The 22,579-nt window shown below is 67.2% G+C and carries 18 protein-coding genes; 3 read left to right on the top strand and 15 right to left on the bottom strand.

The genetic code is table 11. The features are described 5' to 3' along the window. Window positions 1-63: 63 nt before the first annotated feature. The 5 genes from ACW173_RS11920 to ACW173_RS11900 all read right to left on the bottom strand — a co-directional run bounded on the left by ACW173_RS11920 (window position 64) and on the right by ACW173_RS11900 (window position 8,020). Entirely contained in the window at window positions 64-2,448 is a 2,385-nt protein-coding gene (locus ACW173_RS11920; protein WP_492085604.1) for a TonB-dependent receptor, read from the bottom strand. A gap of 140 nt (window positions 2,449-2,588) precedes the next feature. Next, complete coding sequence (locus ACW173_RS11915) at window positions 2,589-4,610, bottom strand: tetratricopeptide repeat-containing sulfotransferase family protein (protein ID WP_492085602.1); 2,022 nt, start codon at window positions 4,608-4,610, stop codon at window positions 2,589-2,591. Window positions 4,611-4,764: 154 nt separating this feature from the next. After that, on the bottom strand, window positions 4,765-5,334 hold the full coding sequence (locus ACW173_RS11910; protein ID WP_492085600.1) for an SRPBCC family protein: 570 nt from the start codon (window positions 5,332-5,334) through the stop codon (window positions 4,765-4,767). Window positions 5,335-5,355: 21 nt separating this feature from the next. Then, the gene (locus tag ACW173_RS11905; RefSeq protein WP_492085598.1) at window positions 5,356-6,627 is read right to left on the bottom strand and encodes an NAD(P)/FAD-dependent oxidoreductase; all 1,272 of its coding nucleotides are present in this window, start codon (window positions 6,625-6,627) and stop codon (window positions 5,356-5,358) included. After that, a complete protein-coding gene (locus ACW173_RS11900; protein ID WP_492085596.1) occupies window positions 6,620-8,020 on the bottom strand; it encodes a glutamine synthetase family protein in 1,401 nt (466 codons plus the stop codon). The genes ACW173_RS11905 and ACW173_RS11900 overlap by 8 nt, the downstream gene beginning before the upstream one ends. A 75-nt stretch (window positions 8,021-8,095) precedes the next feature. On the opposite strand from ACW173_RS11900, the gene ACW173_RS11895 reads away from it, so the two are divergent. Next, entirely contained in the window at window positions 8,096-8,317 is a 222-nt protein-coding gene (locus tag ACW173_RS11895) for an antitoxin (protein ID WP_492085595.1), read from the top strand. Further along, window positions 8,218-8,541: a type II toxin-antitoxin system RelE/ParE family toxin gene (locus ACW173_RS11890; protein ID WP_492085593.1), complete on the top strand. Its 324-nt coding sequence runs from the start codon at window positions 8,218-8,220 to the stop codon at window positions 8,539-8,541. The genes ACW173_RS11895 and ACW173_RS11890 overlap by 100 nt, the downstream gene beginning before the upstream one ends. A 2-nt stretch (window positions 8,542-8,543) precedes the next feature. On the opposite strand, the gene ACW173_RS11885 is transcribed toward ACW173_RS11890, so the two are convergent. The 10 genes from ACW173_RS11885 to ACW173_RS11840 form a co-directional block, all read right to left on the bottom strand. Then, window positions 8,544-9,947, bottom strand: coding sequence for an aspartate aminotransferase family protein (locus tag ACW173_RS11885; RefSeq protein WP_492085592.1), 1,404 nt, complete (start codon window positions 9,945-9,947; stop codon window positions 8,544-8,546). Between the two features lie 161 nt (window positions 9,948-10,108). Next, window positions 10,109-11,227: an ABC transporter ATP-binding protein gene (locus tag ACW173_RS11880; RefSeq protein ID WP_492085591.1), complete on the bottom strand. Its 1,119-nt coding sequence runs from the start codon at window positions 11,225-11,227 to the stop codon at window positions 10,109-10,111. Further along, on the bottom strand, window positions 11,224-12,081 hold the full coding sequence (locus ACW173_RS11875) for an ABC transporter permease (RefSeq protein WP_492085589.1): 858 nt from the start codon (window positions 12,079-12,081) through the stop codon (window positions 11,224-11,226). Before ACW173_RS11875 ends, ACW173_RS11880 begins: the two co-directional genes overlap by 4 nt. A 145-nt stretch (window positions 12,082-12,226) precedes the next feature. Then, a complete protein-coding gene (locus tag ACW173_RS11870) occupies window positions 12,227-13,135 on the bottom strand; it encodes an ABC transporter permease (protein WP_492085588.1) in 909 nt (302 codons plus the stop codon). Between the two features lie 138 nt (window positions 13,136-13,273). Beyond that, a complete protein-coding gene (locus ACW173_RS11865) occupies window positions 13,274-14,368 on the bottom strand; it encodes an ABC transporter substrate-binding protein (protein WP_492085586.1) in 1,095 nt (364 codons plus the stop codon). A 44-nt stretch (window positions 14,369-14,412) separates the two neighbouring features. Next, window positions 14,413-15,792 (bottom strand): glutamine synthetase family protein, encoded by a 1,380-nt coding sequence (locus ACW173_RS11860; RefSeq protein WP_492085584.1) that lies wholly within the window; start codon window positions 15,790-15,792, stop codon window positions 14,413-14,415. After that, window positions 15,789-17,207 carry an aspartate aminotransferase family protein gene (locus ACW173_RS11855; protein ID WP_492085583.1) on the bottom strand — a complete coding sequence of 473 codons (1,419 nt, stop codon included), beginning with the start codon at window positions 17,205-17,207 and terminating at the stop codon, window positions 15,789-15,791. Before ACW173_RS11855 ends, ACW173_RS11860 begins: the two co-directional genes overlap by 4 nt. Before the next feature lie 127 nt (window positions 17,208-17,334). Further along, window positions 17,335-18,786 (bottom strand): NAD-dependent succinate-semialdehyde dehydrogenase, encoded by a 1,452-nt coding sequence (locus tag ACW173_RS11850; protein ID WP_492085581.1) that lies wholly within the window; start codon window positions 18,784-18,786, stop codon window positions 17,335-17,337. Between the two features lie 7 nt (window positions 18,787-18,793). Further along, on the bottom strand, window positions 18,794-20,284 hold the full coding sequence (locus tag ACW173_RS11845; RefSeq protein WP_492085580.1) for an aldehyde dehydrogenase: 1,491 nt from the start codon (window positions 20,282-20,284) through the stop codon (window positions 18,794-18,796). A gap of 65 nt (window positions 20,285-20,349) precedes the next feature. Beyond that, window positions 20,350-21,024: a GntR family transcriptional regulator gene (locus tag ACW173_RS11840; RefSeq protein ID WP_492085579.1), complete on the bottom strand. Its 675-nt coding sequence runs from the start codon at window positions 21,022-21,024 to the stop codon at window positions 20,350-20,352. Window positions 21,025-21,231: 207 nt separating this feature from the next. On the opposite strand from ACW173_RS11840, the gene aptA reads away from it, so the two are divergent. Next, a complete protein-coding gene (gene aptA, locus ACW173_RS11835) occupies window positions 21,232-22,545 on the top strand; it encodes an omega-aminotransferase AptA (RefSeq protein ID WP_492085577.1) in 1,314 nt (437 codons plus the stop codon). Window positions 22,546-22,579 lie beyond the last annotated feature (34 nt).

The raw sequence follows: 22,579 nt of genomic DNA, 5'->3' as shown, positions 1-22,579 counted from the left end.
ACGCAACTCTACGAAAAAGGGGCGGCCCTTCGCGGACCGCCCCCTCTCACTCCCCACCACGCACTAGAACTCTTTCCCCACCTTGATCCCGACGGTCCGGGGCTGGTTCGGGACGATGTAGGCCTGGGTTCCGCAGACGCTCTCGGCGCATTCGGCATAGCGGTTCAGGCTGGCACGCTTGTCGAACACGTTCTTGAGATAGAGCTGCATCGACCAGCTGTCCTTCGACAGGCCGGTCGAGAAGTCGACCACCGAATAGCGGCCCTGCTTGCCGATGATCTCGCGCTCGACAATGCGCAGATCGGTCCAGTTCGAGGTCTGTCCCACGACCGACACCTGCCAGAAGCCGTCATAGTCGGCGACCTGGTATTGGTAGCGGGCTGTGATGTTGGCCTTGAACTTCGGCGTGATCGGCAAGCGCGTACCGTCTGGCGCCTGCGGGCCGTCGGGCGCCTCCGCGGAACCGACCGGGCAAACCGTGATCGGATTGCCGGCGGAGTCGGTGAACCCGCAGTAGTTGGCCGTCAGCTTGGCGTCGGTATAGGCGGCCGAGGCGTTGAGCGTGAAGCCTTCGACCGGCGCCCAGGTGATGTCGCTCTCGATACCCTTGATGCGCGCCTGGTTGGCGTTCTTGATCTCGGTCAGGCCGTTGGCCCCCAGGATCGAGAACTGGAAGCCCGTCCAGTCCTCCATGAAGATCGCGCCGTTCCAGCGGAAGGCGCCGCCCCACGAGGTCTTCCAGCCGGCTTCGTAGTTCTTCAGATAGTCGGCATGGTACGGCGGCAGGGTGGCGCGTCGGTTGATGCCCCCTGGCCGGAAGCCCTTCGAGTAGGTGGCGTAGACCAGCTTGTCGTCACTGATCTTGTAGGTCAGCGTCACCTTCGGCGAGTTGCCGCTCTCCTTGGTGCCCTTGTCCAGGTTGGTGCAGGGCGAGCCCTCCACGACCGGTCCGGAGAAGCAGGCCCGCTCGCCGGTCGAGCCGTAGCCCGCGCCGTAGCCGTAGAAGCCGACCAGAGTGTTGTTCGCCTTGAAGAAGCGGATGCCGGCGGTCAGCATCAGCTTGTCGGTGATGTCGTACTCGGCCTGGCCGAAGATCGCCTTGTCGCGGTCGACCCGCTGCTGGGCGGTCAGCCAGATGGTGCCGACATAGCCCGGCACCGAATAGTCGCTGCCCAGACCGTCGATCTTGTAGTTCTGGAAGATGCCGTGCTTCTGCTTCTGGTAGAAGCCGCCCACCACGAACCGGAATTTCTGGTCCTGCGGCGAAGCGATGCGGATCTCGTGGCTTTCCTTGCGGTAGCGGTCCTTGCCCTGGATGTACTGCGAGGGATTGACCAGATTGCCGTCGTTGTCCGTCCAGTAGAAGCCGTAGCCGACCTGATCGTAGAAGTACGAGTAGTCGGTATAGTCCGAGTTGGTGACGTCGTTCCGCTTCAGGTACGAGCCGGCATAGGTGACGTCCAGATTGGCCACCTGCCCCTCGATGGTCAGGGCCGCCTGGACCCACTTGTCCTTCGAGCTTTCCGGATAGAAGTGCGTGACCTTCAGGTCGCCGACCTGCGGATCATAGGCGAACAGGCCGCCGACCTTCTGCACCTGGCCCATGACGCTGGGGGTGATCACCCAGTTGTCGTCCAGCTCGACCCGCAGGGCCGCGCGACCGCCTTGGGTGTAGACCCGGTTGTAGTCCTTCCGCACCCGGGCGGCATTGTTGATCGTGACATCGTTGGTCGGGTCGGCGTCCCCGCGATCATAGGTGCGCGTGCCCGCCACGTTGTCGATATAGCCCGCGTCGCGGACGTCCCAACCGACCGCCCGCACGGCGATCTTGTCCGACAGGGGGATGTTGACGAAACCCTCGACCGTGTGGCCGGTCCCGCCGTGGTCGACCTTGTTGGCCTCGACGTCGATCCCGGCCGAAAAGCCGGCGGTCGAGGGCTTGTTGGTGATGATCCGCAGCGTGCCGGCCTGCGAGCTGGCGCCGTACAGCGTGCCCTGCGGACCCGCCAGGGCTTCGACCCGCGCGACATCATAGACGTGGATGTCCAGCGCGCCCTGGATGGTGGTGACCGGCTGTTCGTCCAGATAGACGCCGACACTGGGCAGCGAGCCCGAGTGGTTGCCGTCGCCGCCGCTGGCCACGCCGCGCATATAGACCTGACCAAAGCCAGGCCCCGACGTCGTGAACGACACGCTGGGCAGGTACTTCACATAGTCGACGAAGCTGGCGACCTGCAGTTGCTCCAGCTTCTCTCCGCCGAGAGCCTGGATGCTGACGGGCACGTCCTGCAGATTTTCGGACCGCTTCTGGGCGGTGACGACGACCTCTTCCAGGGCCGTTGTGGTTTGACCAGATTGGGCGTGAGCAACCCCGCTGAGCATGGAAGACGCGAGCAGGGCGGCGGCGAGGCCCCCTGTCTTTTTTAGACGAACCGATCCCGACGACATTAAGTCGCTCCCCTTGGCGGCTGATCGAACGAGGTTCGACCTGCCTCAGGGTCTCGGCAAGATTGGAAATTTCAGTTTGGTGTCAATTCCTTGAAGTGTTGCACAAATGGCAAGGCGCGATGGAGGTCGCGTTGAGATGGTCAAATAACGGGCGGGTTCGGATAAGCGTCCAACACCGGGCCCAATGCCTGCTTGAGCGGGTCCAGATGCGATTCGAATTTCTGCCAGTGCTCGACGGCGTCCTTGAAGATCGGGCGCCGCACCTGCTCTGAACTGGCGGTGCGGACGGCGCGATCGTTCTCGTGCGGCGACAGACAGGCCTCTTCGAACGGTAGCCCGCAGTGGGCCAGCAGCGCGCGGATTTCGGCTTCCGGATCGGCGATCATGTGTTCGTAGATCACGCGGTGCGCACGGCCGGGCAGAACCGCATCGAAATGCGCCATCAACTCCACATAGTCGGCGTAGTAGCGGCCGATGTCGGTCAGGTCGTAGCTGAACGCCTGCCCCCGGGCGAAGTGCTGCTTGAAGCCCGAAAAGCAGCAGCCCAGCGGATGGCGACGGGCGTCGATGATCTTCGCATTGGGCAGGATCAGGTGGATCAGTCCCGCGTGCGCGAAGTTGTTGGGCATCTTGTCGATGAAGAACGGCTTGTCCGTCTTTCGCTGGATGCGGGTGCGCTCCAGGAACTCTTCGCCCAAGGCCTTCAGGTCGTCGGGTGAAAGATCGGCCAGACTTTCCGGATAGGTCGACTCGGCGCGGGTGGCGGTCTTGCCGCCCAGGCGCCGGGCCATGACGATCAGGTCGGGCAACTCCATGGTGCCCTCGACCATCGAGTGGCTGGCCAGGATCTGCTCCACCAGGGTCGAGCCCGAGCGTGGCAGGCCGACGACGAAGATCGGATCCGGCGCCTGCGACCCCCGCCCCGCCCGCGCGGCGATGAAGGCCGGGGTGAACACCGCCTTGGTCCGCGCCTTGTCGGACGCGTTCTCCTCCGGATCATAGTCAAGCTGCTTGCGACGGATCGCGGCCCCGGCGGCGTAGTGCTCGAACGCGGCGTCCCAAGCTTCCGCGTCCTCGTGCGCCTTGCCCAGCGCGTAGCGCAGGTGCAGGCGGTCCTCGTCGGACAGCTCCGCCGTCTCCAGCGCCGCGGTCATGGCGGCCAGATCGGCCTCGGTGAACTTGACGGTCTTGAGGTTAGCCAGGCTCCACCAGGCCTCGCCCAGGGTCGGGGCCTGCTCCAGCGCCCGGCGATAGGCCGCGACGCAGTCGGCCTGGCGGCCCACGGTCTTCAGCGCGTGGCCATAGCTCATCCAGCCCTTGGGTTGGCTCGGATAGTCGGCCAGCACCCGGTCGTAGACGGCGATGGCGCGGTCATATTCGCCCAGGCGCGCCAGGATGGCGGCGTGCAGATTGGCGTAGCCGGGATGGCGGGCGTCCTTGGCGGTAAGGGACTCGATCTGCGCCAGCGCCTCGGCGTTCTTGTTCTGGCGATAGAGCATGGTCGCCAGGTTGTGCCGGGCGGCGGCGAAGTTCGGAGCCAGCGCGACGCAGCGGGTCAGCAGGGCCTCGGCGTCGGCATAGCGACCCAGGCGCGCGCCGGTCTCGGCCAGCATGCGGATGGCGGCGACGTCGCCGGGGTCGGCCTTCAGGCGCTCGCGCAGCAATTGCTCGGCCTCGCCCAACCGATTGTCGGCGAGGGCCGATGCGGCCTCGACCAACACCGGGTCGCGCGTGGAGGCGCGCAGTTGGCGGGCCAGGGCGCGCTCGGCGCCGACGGTGTCGCCAAGGAGTTCGAGGCTTTCCGACAGGCCGCGCCAGGCTTCCGACAGACGTGGCTCCAGAGCGCTGGCGCGGTCGAAGGCGCGGACGGCCTCGGCGGTGCGGCCCAGTTGCTCGAGGTTGAGACCCAGCTCCAGCTGGGCCAGCGGCAGGTTCGGCAACGCCAGGACCAGCGGCGCGACGGTGTCGAGCGCGGCTTGCGGCTGGCCGGAGAGACGCAGCGCGGCGGCCAGGATCCGGGTCGTATCGGCATGGCGCGGCACGACCTCCAGGATCGCCCGCGCCTGCTCGGCCGCCATCCGCGGATCGACCTCCAGCAGTCGTTCGGCATGGTCGAGCGCCGCGGCGAGGCTCATGGCGGGCTGGGCGGTCGTGGAGTTCATGGGGCGAGGAGAGCGGAGCGTTGGCAAGCGTGTCAACGGAATCTGCTCCCCCGCTGGGGGAGCTGTCGGCGAAGCCGACTGAGGGGGCATCGCCGGCCTGCGCCGAGCTGCCCCCTCCGGCCCTCTGGGCCACCTCCCCCAGAGGGGGAGGAGATTACTTGGCGAACTTCTTCTTCAGCTCCGCCAGGGTGTAGGCATTGCCCCACTCGAAGTGGCCATAGACCGTCTTGGCCTCGGCGGTGTCGCCATAGCCGGTGTTGGTCAGCCGCACCCGCGTGCCGCCTTCGATCGGCGTGAACTCGATCACCGTCACGGTCTTCTGGAACTCGCCCTTGCCGGCGAAGTTCTCCGGGGCCTGGATGTTGCGGATCACCAACAGTTGGTCGGGGATGAAGGTGACGATCTGGTTCTTGATATTGCCTGGATCGCCCAGCTTGGCCTTGGGGTCGTAGCTGGACTCGATCTCGCCGCCGGTGCGCAGGTCGATCTTGGCCATCGGGACCGCCCAGCTCTTGAAGCCCTCCGTCGTGGCGAAGGCCTCGAACACCGCTTTCGGCGGGGCCGGGATGTCCATCGACAGCTGCAGCGCCTTCTGGCCGGCGGCGTCGACGTAAGAGGTGTTCGAAACGCCGGGAAAATCCTTCCAGCCGCCGCTTTGCTGGGCGTTCGCCGCGCTGGCGGCCAGGACGAGCGCGCAGGCGCACGCCATCAATGATCGCATCATGTCGGGGGCCTCCCTGCCCCGCTACAGACGATCCCTGAGCGCGTACCAGGTCAAGCCCGCCACCGTCAGCGGCCACCTCAGCAGCCTGCCGCCCGGAAACGGCGGAGTGGGCAAACGCGAGAGAAGCTCGACGCCGCCTGTCTCGCCCACCGCCGCATCGGCCAGAAGCTTGCCGACATACGGCGCGAGCATCACTCCCTGCCCCGAATAGCCAGAGGCGACGCGCACGCCCGGCGCGACCTCGCCGACGAACGGCATGCGGCTCATGGTGATGCCCAGCGTCCCGCCCCAGGCGTGGGTGATCGGGGCGCCAGCCAGGCGCGGATAGACCTTGGCGAGGTTCTTGCGGACCATGCCGGCGATGTCGCTCGGAAAACCCGGCCGATAGTTCTCGCCGCCGCCGAACAGCAGCCGGCCGTCGGGCGTCTTGCGAAAGTAGTTCACGACGAAGCGGCTGTCCGACACCGCCACGTTCGAGCGAATGATCGTCTCGGCCACATCATCCAGCGGAGCGGTGACGGCGATGAAGTTGTTGATTGGCATGACCCGCGCCCGCGCCTTGCCGGCCATGGCATTCAGCAGACCGTCGCCGCCGAGGATCAGTTGGTCGCAGGTCACCCGGCCGGTCGCGGTCTCGACGACGATCCCGCCGCCTTCGCGCCGCCAGGTTTCGGCGCGGGTGTTCTCGTGGACCACCGCCCCGGCCGCCATCGCTCGTCGCGCCATGCCCAGGGCCAGGTTCAGCGGATGCACATGCCCGCCGCCGCGATCGATCAGGCCGCCGTGATAAACGTCCGTGCCCAGTTCGTTGGCGAGGTCGCCCTCGCTGATCAGGTCCAGCTGATCGTAGCCGTAGCGGTCGGCCATCAGCGCGACATAGGCCGCGTCCTCGGCCTCGCCGATCGGCTTGTGCCGGGCGTGGATCATGCCCGGCCGCCAGTCGCAGGGGATCGTATCGGTCAGGGTCTTGAAGTGCGCCCGCGCATCCTCGGCCAGGCGCCACAGAGCCATCGCATCGTCGCGACCAACGGCCTTCTCCAGCCAGGTCTGGTCGCGCCGCTGGCCGGTATGGACCTGCCCGCCATTGCGCCCCGTCGCCGCGCAACCGATCCTGCCGGCTTCCAGCACCACGACCTTTGCGCGAGAGGCCAGGGCCATCGCCGCGCCGAGCCCGGTGAAACCCGCCCCGACGACGCAGACATCAGCCCGCGCGTCGCTCTCCAGCGGCGCCAGCTCGGGGTGGTCGTGAGCCGTGGCCGCGTACCAGTTTCCCGCGCCGTAGGGCTCAGACATTCAGCAGCAGGAACTCCCGCTCCCACGGGCTGATCGTGCGCATGAAGGTCTCGTACTCGGCCTGTTTCACGCGGTCATAGGCCTGGCAGAAGATCGGCCCCAGGATCTCGACCAGGGGCTCGCACTGCTCGAACAGCTTCAGCGATTCCGACAGGCTGCGCGGCAGTTGCACGCCCGCGACGCTGGCGTCGGTGTCGACCGGCGCGCTGGGCGTCAGCCCCTGGGTCATGCCCAGATAGCCGGCCGCGAGCGAGGCGGCGATGGCCAGATACGGATTGGCGTCCGACGAGGGGATGCGGTTCTCCAGGCGCCGGTTGGCCGGGTCCGACGGCGGCACCCGCAGGCCGCAGGTGCGATTGTCGTAGCCCCACTGGGTGTTGACCGGCGCGCCCGAGTCCCGCGCGATCCGGCGGTAGCTGTTCACGTACGGCGCCAGGATGGCCATGATCGCCGGCAGATAGGTCTGCTGCCCCGCGATGAAGCCATGGAACAGCGCCGTCTCCTCGCCCGACTTGCGGTGCGAGAACAGGTTCTGGCCGTCCTTGTCGACGATCGACTGGTGGATGTGCATGGCGCTGCCGGGCTCGCTGGCCATCGGCTTGGCCATGAAGGTGGCGTAGATCTCGTGCTCCAGAGCCACCTCGCGGATGGTGCGCTTGAACATGAACACCTGGTCGGCCAGCTCCAGCGGATTGCCGTGCCGCAGGTTGATCTCCATCTGGGCCACGCCGCTTTCGTGGATCAGGGTGTCGATCTCCAGGCCCTGGCGCTCGGAGTATTCGTACATGTCCTCGAACAGCGCATCGAACTCGTTCACGGCGCTGATCGAGTAGCCCTGGCGCCCGGTCTCCGGCCGCCCAGAACGGCCGATCGGGGGTTTGAGCGGGTAGTCCGGGTCGGTGTTCTTGTCGACGAGATAGAACTCGATCTCGGGGGCCACGATCGGCGCCCAGCCCTTTTCGGCATAGAGCGCCAGCACCCGCCGCAACACCTGGCGCGGGGCCTCCTCGACGGGACGTCCGTCGGGATGGAAGGCGTCGTGAATGACCTGGGCCGTCGGGTCCTGGGCCCACGGCACCGCCGCGAGCGTGGCGAAGTCGGGGGTCAGGAAGATGTCGGTGTCCGACTGCACCGCGCTGACCGCGCCCTCGAACTCCGGGAAGTCGCCAGTGATGGTCTGGTAGAACACCGCCAGCGGCAGGTTCATCGAGGGGGTCCCCAAGAACTTGCGCACCGGCATGATCTTGCCCCGCGCCACGCCGGCCAGATCGGGCACCACGCACTCGATCTCCTCGATGCTCTGCCGCGCGAACCAGGCCTGGGCCTCCTCCAGCGACGAGACGCCCCGGTTCAGCGTGGTCTCGCGCTTGGCCTTGTTGTGCTTGGGCTTCATGACGCGCTCCGAGAGGTTGGCCGAGAGCCCGGTTTTTTCGGATTTGTTCTCGAAACGTTTCTGTTATCATAGCGCATGGCCGAGCCCGAGCCCGACATCTTCGACGAATTGGAAGACGAAGCCGATCTGGCGGCGGAAGCCGAAGCCGACGCCGATATTGCGGCTGGCCGGGTCGTCCCGCATGAGCGTGTGGTCGAATGGCTCAAGACCGTCGGCACGCCGGACCAGTTGCCGACGCCGTACTCGTGGCGAAAGTCGTCTGGAGCGATAGGGCGCTTTCCGATTTCGAGAGGATAGTCGCCTATATCGTCGGCCAGTCGAGACCCCTCGCCGCTCAGCGCCTGGGCCAAAGGTTGATGGCCGCTGGCTACAGCCTTGCGGACTCGCCAGAGCGCGGGCGCCCCACTAGGCGCAATCGCCGGGAATTGACCGTCGTCGCACCGTACTTGCCGCGATATCGGATCGAAGGTGAGCGTGTTCTCATCCTCGAAATTCGCCACGGCGCTCGTCGCCCGATCTAACCTCATAACGCCGCCTCCGGTTTGAGCGCCCGCAGCACCGGCTCGGCCTCGGTCAGAGACTGGCGGATGATGGCGACAAGTTTGTCGATCTCGGCGTGGGTGATGATCAGCGGCGGGCAGCAGACGATGCTGTCGCGGATGGCGCGGACCATCAGGCCGTTCTGGATGCACAGGTCGCGCACGATCGGACCAGCCTCGCCCTCCTTGTCCAGGAAGCGATGGTTCGTCCCCTTTTCGCGCACGATCTCGACGGCGCCGATCAGGCCCAGCGAGCGGGTCTCGCCGACCAGCGGGTGGTCGTTCAGCGAGGCGAGCGCCTTGGCCAGGTAAGGGCCGGTGTCATCGCGGGTGCGCTCGATCAGGCCCTCGCGCTCGAGGATCTCGATGTTCTTCAGCGCCACGGCCGCGCACGTCGGGTGGCCCGAATAGGTAAAGCCGTGGATGAAGTCGCCGCCCTTCTCGCGCAGCTCGGCGACGATATGGTCGGCCACGCCCACGGCGCTGATCGGCAGGTAGCCAGACGACAGGCCCTTGGCCATGGCGATCAGGTCCGGCTTGATCCCGTAGTGCTGGTGGCCGAACCACTGGCCCAGGCGCCCGAAGCCGCAGATCACCTCGTCGCAGACCAGCAGGATGCCGTACTTGCGGCACAGGGCCTCGACCGCCGGCCAATATCCGTCGGGAGGGATGATCACCCCGCCCGCCCCCTGAACGGGCTCGCCTATGAAGGCCGCGACGTTCTCGGGGCCGACCTCGAGGATCTTATCCTCGATCTCCTTGACGGCGCGGTCGCGGAAGGCGGCCGGGTCCTCGCCGAAGCCGTCGCCGAACAGATACGGCTGCATGACGTGCTCGACGCCGGGGATCGGCAGGTCGCCCTGCTTGTGCATGTGTTTCATGCCGCCCAGCGAGACGCCGGCCACGGTCGAGCCGTGATAGGCGTTCCAGCGGCTGATGAAGACCGTCCGCGACGGCTGGTCCTTCAGCTTCCAATAGTGGCGGACCAGGCGGAAGACCGTGTCGTTGGCCTCCGACCCCGACGAGTTGAAGAACACGTGGGTCAGATGGCCGCCCATCTTCTCGGCGATCTTGGCCGCCAGGGTCACGGTCGGCGGCGTCGCGGTCTTGAAGAAGGTGTTGTAGTACGGCAGCTCCAGCATCTGCTCGTAGGCCGCGTCGGCAAGCTCCTCGCGGCCATAGCCGACATTGACGCACCACAGGCCGGCCATGCCGTCGAGGATCTGGTGGCCTTCCCCATCGTGAATGTAGACGCCGTCGGCGCGGGTGATGATCCGGCTGCCGCCGAGCTCCGCGATGACCTTGTGATCGGCCTGGGCCGGCAGGTGGTGCGCCAGATCCAGGCGCTTGAGCTCGGCGATGTCGTGGTTGCGGATCGGGACGGTCATCGGTGGGCTCCTGGCGATCTTTTTTTCGTTTTACGGCCCCCTTCCCCCTTTGATGGGGGAAGGGTTGGGGATGGGGGTGACAGCGCGTCCGAACTCAGCTCGGCCGAACCGCCGCATCACCCCCACCCCTGCCCCTCCCCCATCAAGGGGGAGGGGAATTCTCAGCTCAACAGCACCGCTGGCGAGCAGGCGTGCCAGCACAGCCAGACGGTCTCGCCCAGCTTGAAGTCCTCCTGGTCCCAGCGGGTCAGGTTCGAGCGCTGAACCTTGATCCGGCGACCACCAGCAATCTCGACCTCATAGGTCGACTGGCCGCCCAGATAGGCCTCGTGCTTGATGACGCCGGCGACGGCGTTCGTGCCTTGCGGGCAGTCGCCAAGGTTGGGCGGGGTGTCGCCGTCCTTCTTGTGCAGCTCGATCTTCTCGGGACGGATCGCGGCCCAGACCGTGCCGCCGCGCGCGCCGGTGACGCCATGGTCCAGGAAGATGTCGACCGGGAGGTCGGGCGCGCGGATCACCGCGTGGCTCGGCTCGTCGACGGCCAGCACGCCCTCGAACAGGTTCACCTGACCGATGAAGTCGGCCACGAACCGGCTGTTGGGGAACTCGTAGAGGTCGTTGGGCGAGGCCACCTGCTGCAGCAGGCCCTTGCTCATCACCGCGCAGCGGGTGGCCAGGGCCAGGGCCTCGTCCTGGTCGTGGGTGACCATGATGAAGGTGATGCCGACCTTCTCCTGCAGGGTGCACAGCTCGGTGCGCATCTGCTCGCGCAGCTTGGCGTCCAGGGCCGACAGCGGCTCGTCCAGCAGCAGCACGCGCGGGCGTTTTACAAGGGCGCGGGCCAGCGCCACGCGCTGACGCTGGCCACCCGACAGCTGGTCGGGCTTGCGACCGCCATAGCCGCCCAACTGCACCAGTTCCAGCGCCTCCTCGACCCGGCGGTCGCGCTCGGCCTTGCCGACCTTGTCGACCACCAGGCCGTAGGCGACGTTGTCGGCCACGGTCATGTGCGGGAACACGGCGTAGGACTGGAACACCATGTTCACCGGCCGCTTGTTGGGCGGCACGTTGGAGATGTCCTGGCCGTCGATCAGGATCCGGCCCTCGGTCGGCGTCTCGAAGCCGGCCAGCATGCGCAGCAGGGTGGTCTTGCCGCAGCCCGACGGACCCAAGAGGGCGAAGAACTCCCCTTCGTTGACGGTCAGGGAGACGTTGTCGACCGCGGCCAGCTTGCCGAACCGCTTGGTGACGTTCTCGAAGGTGATGATCGGCTTGTTCATTTAGCGTCCCCCGCCCCATGCCCCGCTGCGGCGGCGGGATTCCCCTGCATTTTCAGCGCCGCCGCCGTCAGCAGCACGGTCAGCACGATCAGCACGGTCGAGGCCGCGTTGACCTCTGGCGTCACGGAGAACCGCACCATCGAATAGACCTTCACCGGGAAGGTCACCGTGTCCGGCCCGGCGGTGAAGAAGGTGATGACGAAGTCGTCCAGGCTCAGCGTGAAGGCCAGCAGCGCCCCGGCCACCAGCGACGGGGCCATGTGCGGCAGGATCACGTCCTTGATGGTGCGGAACTCGCCGGCGCCCAGGTCGCGGGCGGCCTCCTCCATCTCGCGGTTGAAGCTGGCCATGCGGGCGCGCACGACCACCGCCACGAACGGGAACGAGAACGACACGTGGGCGATGATGATCGCGCCCAGGTTCAGCGGCCACGGCAGGTCCTGCGGCCACGGCATGACCCGGGCGAAGAACACCAGCATCGCCACGCCCATGCAGATCTCGGGCACCACGATCGGCAGGGCCAGCGCCCCGTCCAGGGCCGTCTTGCCCGGGAAGCGGAAGCGCCACAGCACCAGCGCCGCGGCCGCGCCCAGGAACAGGCTGACCACCGTCGACACCGCCGCGATCGTCAGGCTGTTGCCGAACGCCTCCAGCAGGGCCGAGTCGTTGAACAGCTTGTCGTAATATTTGAGCGTGAAGCCCTTCCAGACGATGTTGCGCTTGCTGTCGTTGAAGCTGAACGCCATCAGCGCGATCAGCGGCGCGTAGAGGAAGACCGCCACCGCCCCCAGCCAGGCCTGCATCTGCCAACGGCGGAGGTATTCGAGGGGACCGGGGGGCGATTTCTTGGTCATGCGAACACCTCCCCCTTCCCCCTTTGATGGGGGAAGGGTCGGGGATGGGGGTGACAGCACGTCAGGACAAGGCGCGAGCTGAACCGCCGCATCACCCCCACCCTACCTTCCCCCATCAAGGGGGAGGGATCATGAAACAGGACCATCATGCCTTGGCCTCCGGCGTCTTCTTGGCCAGCAGCGCCTGGATCGCGATGGCGATGAAGGTCAGGTACATCAGCAGGAACGACATCGCCGCGCCGAAGGGCCAGTCATTGGCGCGCTTGAACTGGCGCTCGATCACGTTGGCGATCATCTGGCTGTCCGGCCCGCCCAGCAGGTCGGGTGTCAGATAGGCCCCCAACGCCGGAATGAAGGTGATCAGGACGCCCGAGGCGATGCCCGGCAAGGCCAGCGGCACGACCACCTTGAACAGGGTTCTCAGGTGCCCGGCGCCGAGGTCGAGGCTGGCCTCCAGCAGCGACTTGTCCAGTCGGTCCAGGGCCGAATAGAGCGGCAGCACCATGAAGGGCAGGTGGACGTAGACGAGCCCCAGGATCACCGCGAAATTGTTGTGCAGCAGCTCCAGCGGCTGGAAGTCGCCTAGCGGCTGCAGGCCGACCAAAGCCGCCAGGCCGCTGCCGCCCTTCCACAGCCACTCGAGGCCCTGGTTCACATAGCCCTCGGTGCGCAGCACGGCGATCAGCGCGTATGTGCGGATCAGAAGGTTCGTCCAGAACGGCAGCATGATCAGCAGCAGAAGCCAGGTCTTGGCCTTGTCGGACGCGAAGGTGATGGCCAATGCCACCGGGAAGCCGATCACCAGGCACAGGCCCGTGGTCAGCCCCGCGACCCAGGCCGACTTCAGGAAGATCTTCAGGTACAACGGCTCGATCGCCCGGGCGTAATTGCTGAACGTGCCGCTGATCTCGATCTCGGTCAGGCCCGCGTTGTGGCCAAAGCTGTAGGCCCAGACGATCGCCATCGGCGCGAGGAAGAACAACGCCAGCCACACCACCGGCGGTCCCAGCGCCGCGGCGAAGACGGCTTTCGCCTGTTTCCAGGATTGTTCCATTCGGATCCCAGTCCCTGAATCTGCTCCACCGCTGGGGGGAGCTGTCGCGGAGCGACCGAGGGGGCTACTCGGCCTAAGCCCAGCTACCCCCTCCGGCCCTCTGGGCCACCTCCCCCGGAGGGGGAGGAGAGGTCACAACTAAGCCGCCCGCACCCGCGTGATGACTTCCTCGTACTGACTGGCCTTTTCGGCCCCTTCGAACGCCCCGTACTCGCACTTGGCCATGATGTCGGCGGGCGGGAAGATGACCGGGTTGTTCTTGTAGTCGTCCGGCATCAGCGCCTTGGCCGCCGCGTTGGGCGTCGGATAGAGAATCGTCTTGCTGATCTCGGCCCCGGCCTGCGCGTCCAGCAGGTAGTTGATGAAGGCGTGAGCGTTGTTCGGCCGCGGCGCGCCCTTCGGGATGCACAGCGTGTCCGAATTGATCAACGACCCTTCCTTGGGCACCACGAAGCCGATATCCGGATCGTCCTTCATGATCTGGGCGATGTCGCCATTGTACTCCAGGACGAGGTCGACCTCCTTGGACAACAGGAGATCCTGGCCGTTGTCGTCGTGGAAGGCCTTCACGAACGGCTTCTGCTTGATCAGCATCTGCTCGATCTTGGGGATCATGTCGGCCGGGATGTCGTTGACCGAGTGGCCCAGATACTTCGCCGACAGACGCACCAGGTCGGCGCTTTCCGACAGCAGCGCGATACGGTTCTTGTACTTGTCGCTGTCGAACAGCCACTTCCAACTGTCGGGGACGCCGTCGACCTTGCTCTTGCGATAGCCGATGCCCAGCAGCAACCATGTATAGGGCATCGAGTACTTCCGGCCCGGGTCGAAGTCCGGGTTCAGGAAGGATGGGTCGATGTTTTTCATGTTCGGGATCTTGGCGTGATCCAGCACCTCGAGCATGCCGGCCTGGCCCATCCGAGTGACGAACTCGTTCGATGGCACGATCACGTCGAAGCCCGGGTTACCCGCCTTGAGCTTGGCGAACAGTTCGTCGTTCGTCGCGAACAGGCTCATGTTCACGTCGATGCCGGCCGCCTTCTTGAAGTCGCCCAGCGTGGTCTCACCGATATAGGTGTCCCAGTTGTAGAAGTTCAGCTTGGGCTCTTCGCCATTGGCGCCCGTGGCCTTGGGTTTCTCACCGCAGGCCGTGAACGACAGCCCGATCGCCGCCGCCCCGAAGGCCGTGAGAAGCGAGCGCCGCGAGGCCCCGCCGTTCCTGTATCCGCTCATCTGAAACTCCCTCCTGTTCCGATGTTCACGCGTTCACTCAGCAACTAGGCGTTGCGGAGGTACCAGTCGAAATCGAGTTCGGTGACGACCTCGAAAAACCGCGCCTGTTCGGTACGCTTCACCGAGACGAACATGTCCACGAAGCGGTCGCCAAGATAGTCGCGCAGGACCTCGGATTTCTCGAACAGATCCACCGCCGCGAACCAGTTGGCCGGCAGCCGCGACTTCTCCTTGGCCGCCGCCGCGTAGCCGTCGCCGACCACCGCCGGGCCCGGATCGATCTTGTTGGTCAGGCCGTGGTGGGCGCTGGCCAGCAGCACCGCCATCACCAGGTACGGATTGCCGTCGGCCCCGGCGACGCGGTGCTCGACATGGCGTGTCGGCGCCGGTCCGGCCGGCACGCGCAAGCTGACCGTGCGGTTGTTGACGCCCCAGGTGGCGGCGACCGGCGCGTAGGAGTTGGCCTTGAAGCGGCGATAGCTATTGGCGTTCGGCGCCAGGATCGCCATGCCCTCGCCCAGCAGCGCCTTCATGCCGCCGATGGCGTGCTTCAGCATCGCCGAGCCCTCGGCGGCCTCGTCGGCGCAGAGATTTTTGCCGTCGGCGTCATTGAAGCTGACATGGACGTGGAAGCCGTTGCCCGCCCGGTCGGCCCAGGGCTTGGCCATGAAGGTGGCCTCGCAGCCGTGGCGCAGGGCGACGCCCTTGGCCATGCGCTTGTACAGCAGGGCGTCGTCGCAGGCTCGGAGCGCATCCGGCTTGTGCTTCAGGGTCAGCTCGACCTGACCCGGAGCGAATTCCGAGATCGCGCCTTCCAGCGGCACGCCGATCACGTCCGCGGTGTCCCACAGCTCGCGCAGGAACGGGGCGTGGGCCTCCAGCTCGGGCAGGCCATAGACCTGGATGCCGCTAGGGCGCAGGCCGGTCTGCATCGACTTGGCCGGCTGCAGCTCGCCGCCCGCGCCCCGCTCCAAGTCGACCAGGTAGTATTCCAGCTCGCAGGCGGCGACGGGGGTCAGCCCATCGGCGGCGTAGCGGTCTAGCACCCGTTGCAGCACATGGCGCGGGTCCAGGTCGTTGGGCGTCCCGTCCAGCTCGTACAGCGACAGCATCACCTGGGCGACGTCGGAACCGAGCCAGGGGGCCAGGGTCAGGGTCCCCGGCACGGGCCGCGCGCGGCGGTCGGCGTCGCCGTCTTCCCAGACCAGGCCGGTGTCCTCGCAGTCGGCGCCCAGGGTGTCGACTACCAGGATCGAGCCGGGCAGGAAGCGGCCGTACTCATAAATGGCTTCCAGTTCATGCACCCGCAGCCGCTTGCCGCGCGGCACGCCGGTCATGCTGGTGAAGAACACGTCGACGAACCGCACCCGCGGGTTGGCGGCGAGGAAATCCCGGCATTCCTGGATGTCGGCTACAGCGCTCATGCGTCCCCCATCGCCGCCGCGAAGCCGTCCACGGCCGCGACCAGCCGGTCGATCGCCGCGTCGTCGGTGACGGGCGAGACCAGCATCATGTTGTGGAAGGGCGCGATCAGCACCCCTCGGTTGATCAGCCACAAGTGCAGCGCTTCCACGGCGTCATGGTCCAGCACTTTCCGCATCGCGGCGGCATTCTTCGGTGGAGGATCGGCGAAAACCAGCTCGACGCGAGCGCCGACATGGACGACGGACCACGGAAGCTTTCGCGTGGCGATCACGGCCTTGAGACCCGCCACCAGCCGCTCGGCCCCGGCCAGCATCTTCGCGTAGGCCGCGTCGGTCATCACTTCGGACAGCATCGCCCGCATGGCGGCCATGGCCAGGGCGTTGCCCGACAGCGTGGTGCCGATGCCCGACTGGCCCGGGCCGATCCGGGCCTGAGCCGCGTCCATCCGCGCCGAGAGTTCAGCCGTGACGCCCCAGACGGCGGCCGGCACGCCGCCGGCGACGGCCTTGCCCAGCACGAAGATGTCCGGCTCCAGATCGTAGGCTTTCGTATAACCGCCGGGGCCGGTCGATATCGTGTGAGTCTCGTCGATGATCAGCAGGGTCCCGGCGTCGCGGGTCAGCCGGCGCAGGGCGTCGTGGAAGCCCGGCTCGGGCAGGATCATGCCGCAGTTGGTCATCACCGGCTCGGCCAGCACGGCGGCCACCTGGTCCGACGCCAGGGCCATCTCCAGCGCCGCGAGGTCGTTGAAGGGCACGACCCAGGTGGTGGCGGTCAGGTCGTGGACCTGGCCCAGCAGACCGGGCTTCATGACGCGGGTTGTTCCCTCGGCGCCGTCCTTCAACACCACGAAGGCGTCGTCGACCATGCCGTGGTAGCAGCCGTCGAACACCACGATCACCGGCCGCCGCGTCACCGCCCGCGCCCAGCGGATCGCCGCGCGGTTGGCGTCGCTGGCCGTGGTCGCCGCCTGCCACAACGGCAGGCCGAAACGCTCGGCCAGCAACTTGCCGACGATCACCGCCGAGGCGGTCGGCAGCATGAACCCCGCCCCGCGCCTGATCTGGTCGGCGACGGCGGCGGCCACCGAGGCGTCGCCATGGCCGAACATCGCCGGCGTGTCGCCAAGGCAGAAGTCGTCATACAACTTCCCATCCGCGTCGGTGACCTGCGCCCCAACGCCTTGGGCGGCGAAGATCGGGCTCGGCGACGCCCAGTCGTTCATCCAGTGCATCGGCGCGCCGCCGCGCCACACGGCCGAGGCGGCCTTGGCCATCGCCACCGACCGAGGATGCTCCGCCGCGAACCGCGCGCGCTCGGCGGCGATCAGGTCGGGGAGGGTTCGGGTGAGTTCGGCGATCATGATGACCACCACCTTCTCCCCGTCATCCCGCGCTTTATGCGCGGGACCCATCGTTCAGCTCGCAAGTGGGCTAGTCGTTGAGCGCTCGTAGGAGATCCCATCCCCACTTGCGACGGACAAATGGGTCCCGCGCATAAAGCGCGGGATGACGGTGTTAGGGATGTAGCGGAAGACCCGTTCATACCACCCCGCCGAAACAGAGGTACTTGGTCTCCAGATACTCATCGAGGCCCTCGGACGCCCCCTCGCGGCCCAGGCCCGACTCCTTCACGCCGCCGAACGGCGCGACCTCCGTCGAGATCAGGCCTTCGTTGACGCCGACCATGCCGGCCTCGATCGCCTCGGCCACCCGCCAGCAGCGGCCGACGTCGCGGCTGTAGAAATAGGCGGCCAGGCCGAACGGCGTGGCGTTGGCCAGCTCGATCGCCTGCTCCTCGGTGTGGAACTTCACGATCGGAGCGACGGGACCAAAGATCTCTTCCTGGAACAGGCGCATGTCGGGCGTCGCGTCGCTGAGCACCGTGGGCTGGTAGAACAGTCCGCCCAGGTCGTGGCGATCGCCGCCCACGACGACCTTGGCCCCGCCCGCGACGGCCTCGCGCACCAGGCTCTCGACTTTCGCCAAAGCCTTGTCGTTGATCAGCGGGCCGATCACCACGCCCTCGCCCGTGCCCGGCCCGACCTTCATCGTCGCGACCTTCTCGGCCAGCCGCGCGACGAAGGCGTCGTGGATACCGGCCTGGACGATCAGGCGGTTGGCGCAGACGCAGGTCTGGCCGGTGTTGCGGTACTTGGAGGCGATGGCGCCGTCGACGGCGGCCTCGAGATCGGCGTCGTCGAAGACGATGAACGGCGCGTTGCCGCCGAGTTCGAGAGAGAGCTTCTTCATGGTGCCGGCGCACTGGCCGTAGAGCACCTTGCCGACCGGCGTGGAGCCGGTGAACGACAGCTTGCGCACCCGGCCGTCGTCGCACAGGGCCTTACCGATGGCGCTAGAGTCCTTGCCGGTGACGACGTTGAGGACCCCCGCCGGCACGCCCGCCTCGACCGCCAACCGGGCGATGGCCAGGGCGCACAGCGGCGTCTCGGCGGCCGGCTTGACCACCACCGTGCAGCCGGCGGCCAGGGCCGGGCCGACCTTGCGGGTGATCATGGCGATCGGGAAGTTCCACGGCGCGATGGCCGCGCAGACGCCGACCGGCTGCTTGATCGAAGCCAGCCGCTTGCCCGGCATCGGCGAGGGAATGGTGTGGCCGTAGGCGCGCTTGGCCTCGTCGGCGAACCAGTCGATGAACGCCGCGCCATAGGCCACCTCGCCCTTCGACTCGGCGAGGGGTTTGCCCTGCTCGGCGGTCATCAGGCGGGCCAGGTCGTCGGCGCGGGCGAGCATCAGGTCGCTCCACTTGCGCAGGATCGCGCCGCGTTCCTTGGCGGTCTTGGCGGCCCAGGTCGGGAAGGCGCGGTGCGCGGCCTCGATGGCCACCCGCGTCTCGCCGGCGCCCAGATCGGCGACGTTGGCGATCACCGTGCCGTCGGCCGGGTTCAGCACCTCGAAGGTCGTATCCCCCTCGATCCAGAGGCCGTCGATAAAGGCTTCGGTTTCAACGAGATTGAGTGTCATGCCAGTCATTGGGGGGCTACCTCAGCGTCACGGACACCGACTTCAGGTCGGCGTACTTGTGCAACGCATGAAGGCTGCGGTCACGGCCAAAGCCCGACTGCTTGAAGCCCCCGAACGGCATGGTGATGTCGCAGGCGTCCCAGCCGTTGACCCAGACCAAACCCGCCTTCAGCCTCCGCGCCCCGCGCAGGGCGCGGTTGATGTCGGCGGTCCAAAGGCCGGCGGCCAGACCATAGACGGTGTCGTTGGCGAGCTGCATCGCCTCGTCCTCGGACGCGAAGCTCATCACCCCCAGCACCGGGCCGAACACCTCCTCGCGGGCCAGGGTGTGGTCGGCTTCCAGGCGATCGAAGATGGTCGGCTCGACATAGAACCCGCCGGTCTCCTGGCGGATGCGCCGGCCGCCCAGCACGCGGCGCGCACCCTGGCTGTCGGCGGTGGCGATGTAGTCCAGCGCGGTGTTCATCTGCCGCTCGCTGACCATGGCGCCGAACTGGGTCGAGGCGTCCAGCGGGTCGCCGACCGTCATGGCCTTGGCGACCGCCACCACCCTCTCCAGAAAGGCGTCCTTGATCGAGGCCTCGACCAGCAGGCGCGAGGCGGCGGTGCAGACCTCGCCCTGGTTATAGAACACGCCCCAGGCGGCGGCCTGCGCGGCGGCGTCCAGGTCGGGACAGTCGGCGAAGACGATCTGGGGCGACTTGCCGCCCAGCTCCAGGCTGACCCGCTTCAGGTTCGAGCGGGCCGAATATTCCATCAGCTTGCGGCCCACCGGGCCCGAGCCGGTGAAGGCGATCATGTCGACGTCGTTGGACAGCGCCAGGGCCTCGCCGGCGACACTCCCCAGACCGGGGATCACGTTCAGGACACCGGCCGGGAGCCCCGCTTCCAGCGCCAGCTCGCCCAGCTTCAAGGCCGTCAGCGGCGACTGCTCGGCGGGCTTCAGCACCACCGAATTGCCCATGGCCAGGGCCGGCGCGACCTTCCACATCGCCATGTGCAACGGGAAGTTCCACGGGACGATCGCCCCGATCACGCCCAGCGGTTCGTGGACGGCGTAGCTGAGGCGATCGACGGGCGAGGCCCCGACCTCGCCATAGACCTTGTCCAGCGCCTCGGCGTACCAGCGGCAGGTGCCGATCGCGAGCGGCACGTCGACATTGCGGGCGTCGCTGATCGGCTTGCCGACGTCCAGGCTCTCCAGCAGGGCCAGTTCCTCGGCGTCGCGCTCCATCAGTTCGGCCAGGCGAAACAACACCTTCTTCTTGGCGCGCGGGCCCTGGTCGCGCCAGCGGCCGTCCTCGAAGGCGGCGCGGGCGTCGGCCACGGCGCGGGCGACGTCCTCGCCCTGGCAGGCCGTCACCTGGTTCAGCACCAGGCCATCGCGCGGCGAGACATTGTGGAAAGTCGCGCCCGAGGCCGCCTCCGCGCGCGCGCCGCCGATGATCGCCTGACTGGGCAGGGCCAGGCGCGAGAGACGCTCGGAGATGTCGGCGGGTAGGGTCACGCGGGATAATCCGGACTAATTGTGATCACAGTTTGCGCCATGGACGGAAGTGTCAAGTATCCGACTCATGGGCCGACCTCGACGGCGGCGCGCATCTTGTCCATGCCTTCGGAAAGGTCAGCGGCGATGGCCCGGCGGGCGCCGTCCGCGTCGCCGGTCTTCAGAGCGTCGATGGCCTCGGCGTGGCGGTCGGCGGCAAGGTCGTTGGCCCCGACGCGACCGAACACCACTCGCATGAACGGCCCGACCTGCAGCCACAGGCCGCCGGCCATGGCCTCCAGCACCTCGGCCCCGGCCCGCTCGTAGATGGCGAAATGGAAGGCGTGATTGGCGGTCATGTAGCGGTCGACGTCGCCCAGCCGCAGAGCCTCGTCGACATCGGCGTCGATGGCCTGCAGCTGGCGGATCAATCCGGCGTCGGCGTTTTTCGCCGCCCGGGCCGCCAGTTCCGGCTCGACCCACAGGCGGGCAAGGGACAGTTGCTCCAGCCGGTCGGCGGTCAGCGACGGGACCAGCAGCCGCTTGTTGGCCGGATTGATCGCCAGCGCCCGCTCGGCCACCAGCCGGCGGACGGCGTCGCGTACAGGCATCGGGCTGACATTGAGTTCGGCGGCCAGGCTGCGCAGTGAGACGCCCCTGCCTGGCGCGATGCGGCCGGTGATCAGGGCCTGCCGGATCGCCCCGTACACCTGGTCGTGGATGGCTGTCTGATCGGCGAGCGGGCGGCGGGTCTGAACCATCTTCTCCACCTCCCTCCGTCTTCCCGGCGGAAGCCGGGACCCAGATCCAAAGCTCTTGTGCTGATGGGATGGGCGCCGCGCTTATGGAACCCACTCCAGCGCCCCTCCATCTGGACCCCGGCTTTCGCCGGGGAGGCGGATGAGAGAAGTGCTCTTCCGAAGAAGATCAAATTGCGATCACAATGCAAGGCCTCGCGGAGACCCCCCATGTCCAGCGCCAACGACCTCGACGCCTTCTGGATGCCGTTCACGCCGAACCGGCGGTTCAAGAGCCATCCGCGCATGCTCTCGTCGGCCAGCGGCATGCTGTACAAGACGCCCGAGGGCCGCGAGGTTCTGGACGCCACGTCGGGGCTCTGGTGCGTCAACGCCGGCCATGACCGGCCCAGGATCCGCGAGGCCATCCAGCGCCAGGCGGCCGAGATGGACTACGCGCCCTGCTTCAACATGGGCCACCCGCTGGCCTTCCAGTTCGCCTCGCGCCTGGCCCAGGTGACGCCAAAGGGGCTGGACCGGATCTTCTTCACGAACTCTGGCTCGGAGTCGGTCGACACCGCCCTGAAGATCGCCCTGGCCTACCACCGCGCCCGGGGCAAGGGGACCAAGACCCGGCTGATCGGCCGCGAGCGCGGCTATCACGGCGTCGGCTTCGGCGGCATCTCGGTGGGCGGCATTGCGACCAACCGCAAGTACTTCGGGTCCCTGCTCACCGGCGTCGATCACCTGCCCCACACGCACGGCGTCGCCGGCAACGCCTTCGCCAGGGGGCAGCCCGAGCACGGCGCCCACCTGGCCGACGACCTGGAGAAGATCGTCGCCCTGCATGACGCCTCCAACATCGCCGCCGTGATCGTCGAGCCGGTGGCCGGCTCGACCGGCGTGCTGGTCCCGCCCAAGGGCTACCTCGAACGCCTGCGGGCGATCTGCGACAAGCACGACATCCTGCTGATCTTCGACGAGGTGATCACCGGCTTCGGACGCCTCGGCGCGCCGTTCGCCGCTGACCGCTTCGGCGTCACGCCCGACCTGATCTGCATGGCCAAGGGCCTGACCAACGCCACGGTCCCGTGCGGCGCGGTGGCGGCCTCGACCAAGATCTATGACGCCATGCTCGAGGGCGCCGACGCCGCGATCGAGCTCTTCCACGGCTACACCTATTCGGCCCACCCGCTGGCCTGCGCCGCCGGCCTCGCCACCTTGGAGACCTACCAGGAGGACGACCTGTTCGCCCGCGCCGCCGGCATGGAGGGTTACTGGCGGGAGGCCATGCACGGCCTGGCCGACGCCCAGCACGTCATCGACATCCGCAACCTTGGCCTCGTCGCCGGCATCGAGCTTTCCCCCCGCCCCGGCGCCCCGACCGCGCGGGCCATGGAGGTGTTCGAGACCTGTTTCGACGAGGGCCTGTTGATCCGCGTCACCGGCGACATCATCGCCCTGTCGCCGCCGCTGATCCTGGAGACGGGCCACATCGATCGGATGGTCGAGACGCTCCGGAGCGTGCTCAGCAAGATCGACTAGAACGGACGCGGCGCTCTGGCGTTGTCAGCGGACG

This window comes from Caulobacter sp. ALps2 (genome assembly GCF_058681635.1).
Note: the sequence above shows the minus strand (reverse complement) of the source record. Positions and strands in the feature narration are given on the sequence as shown.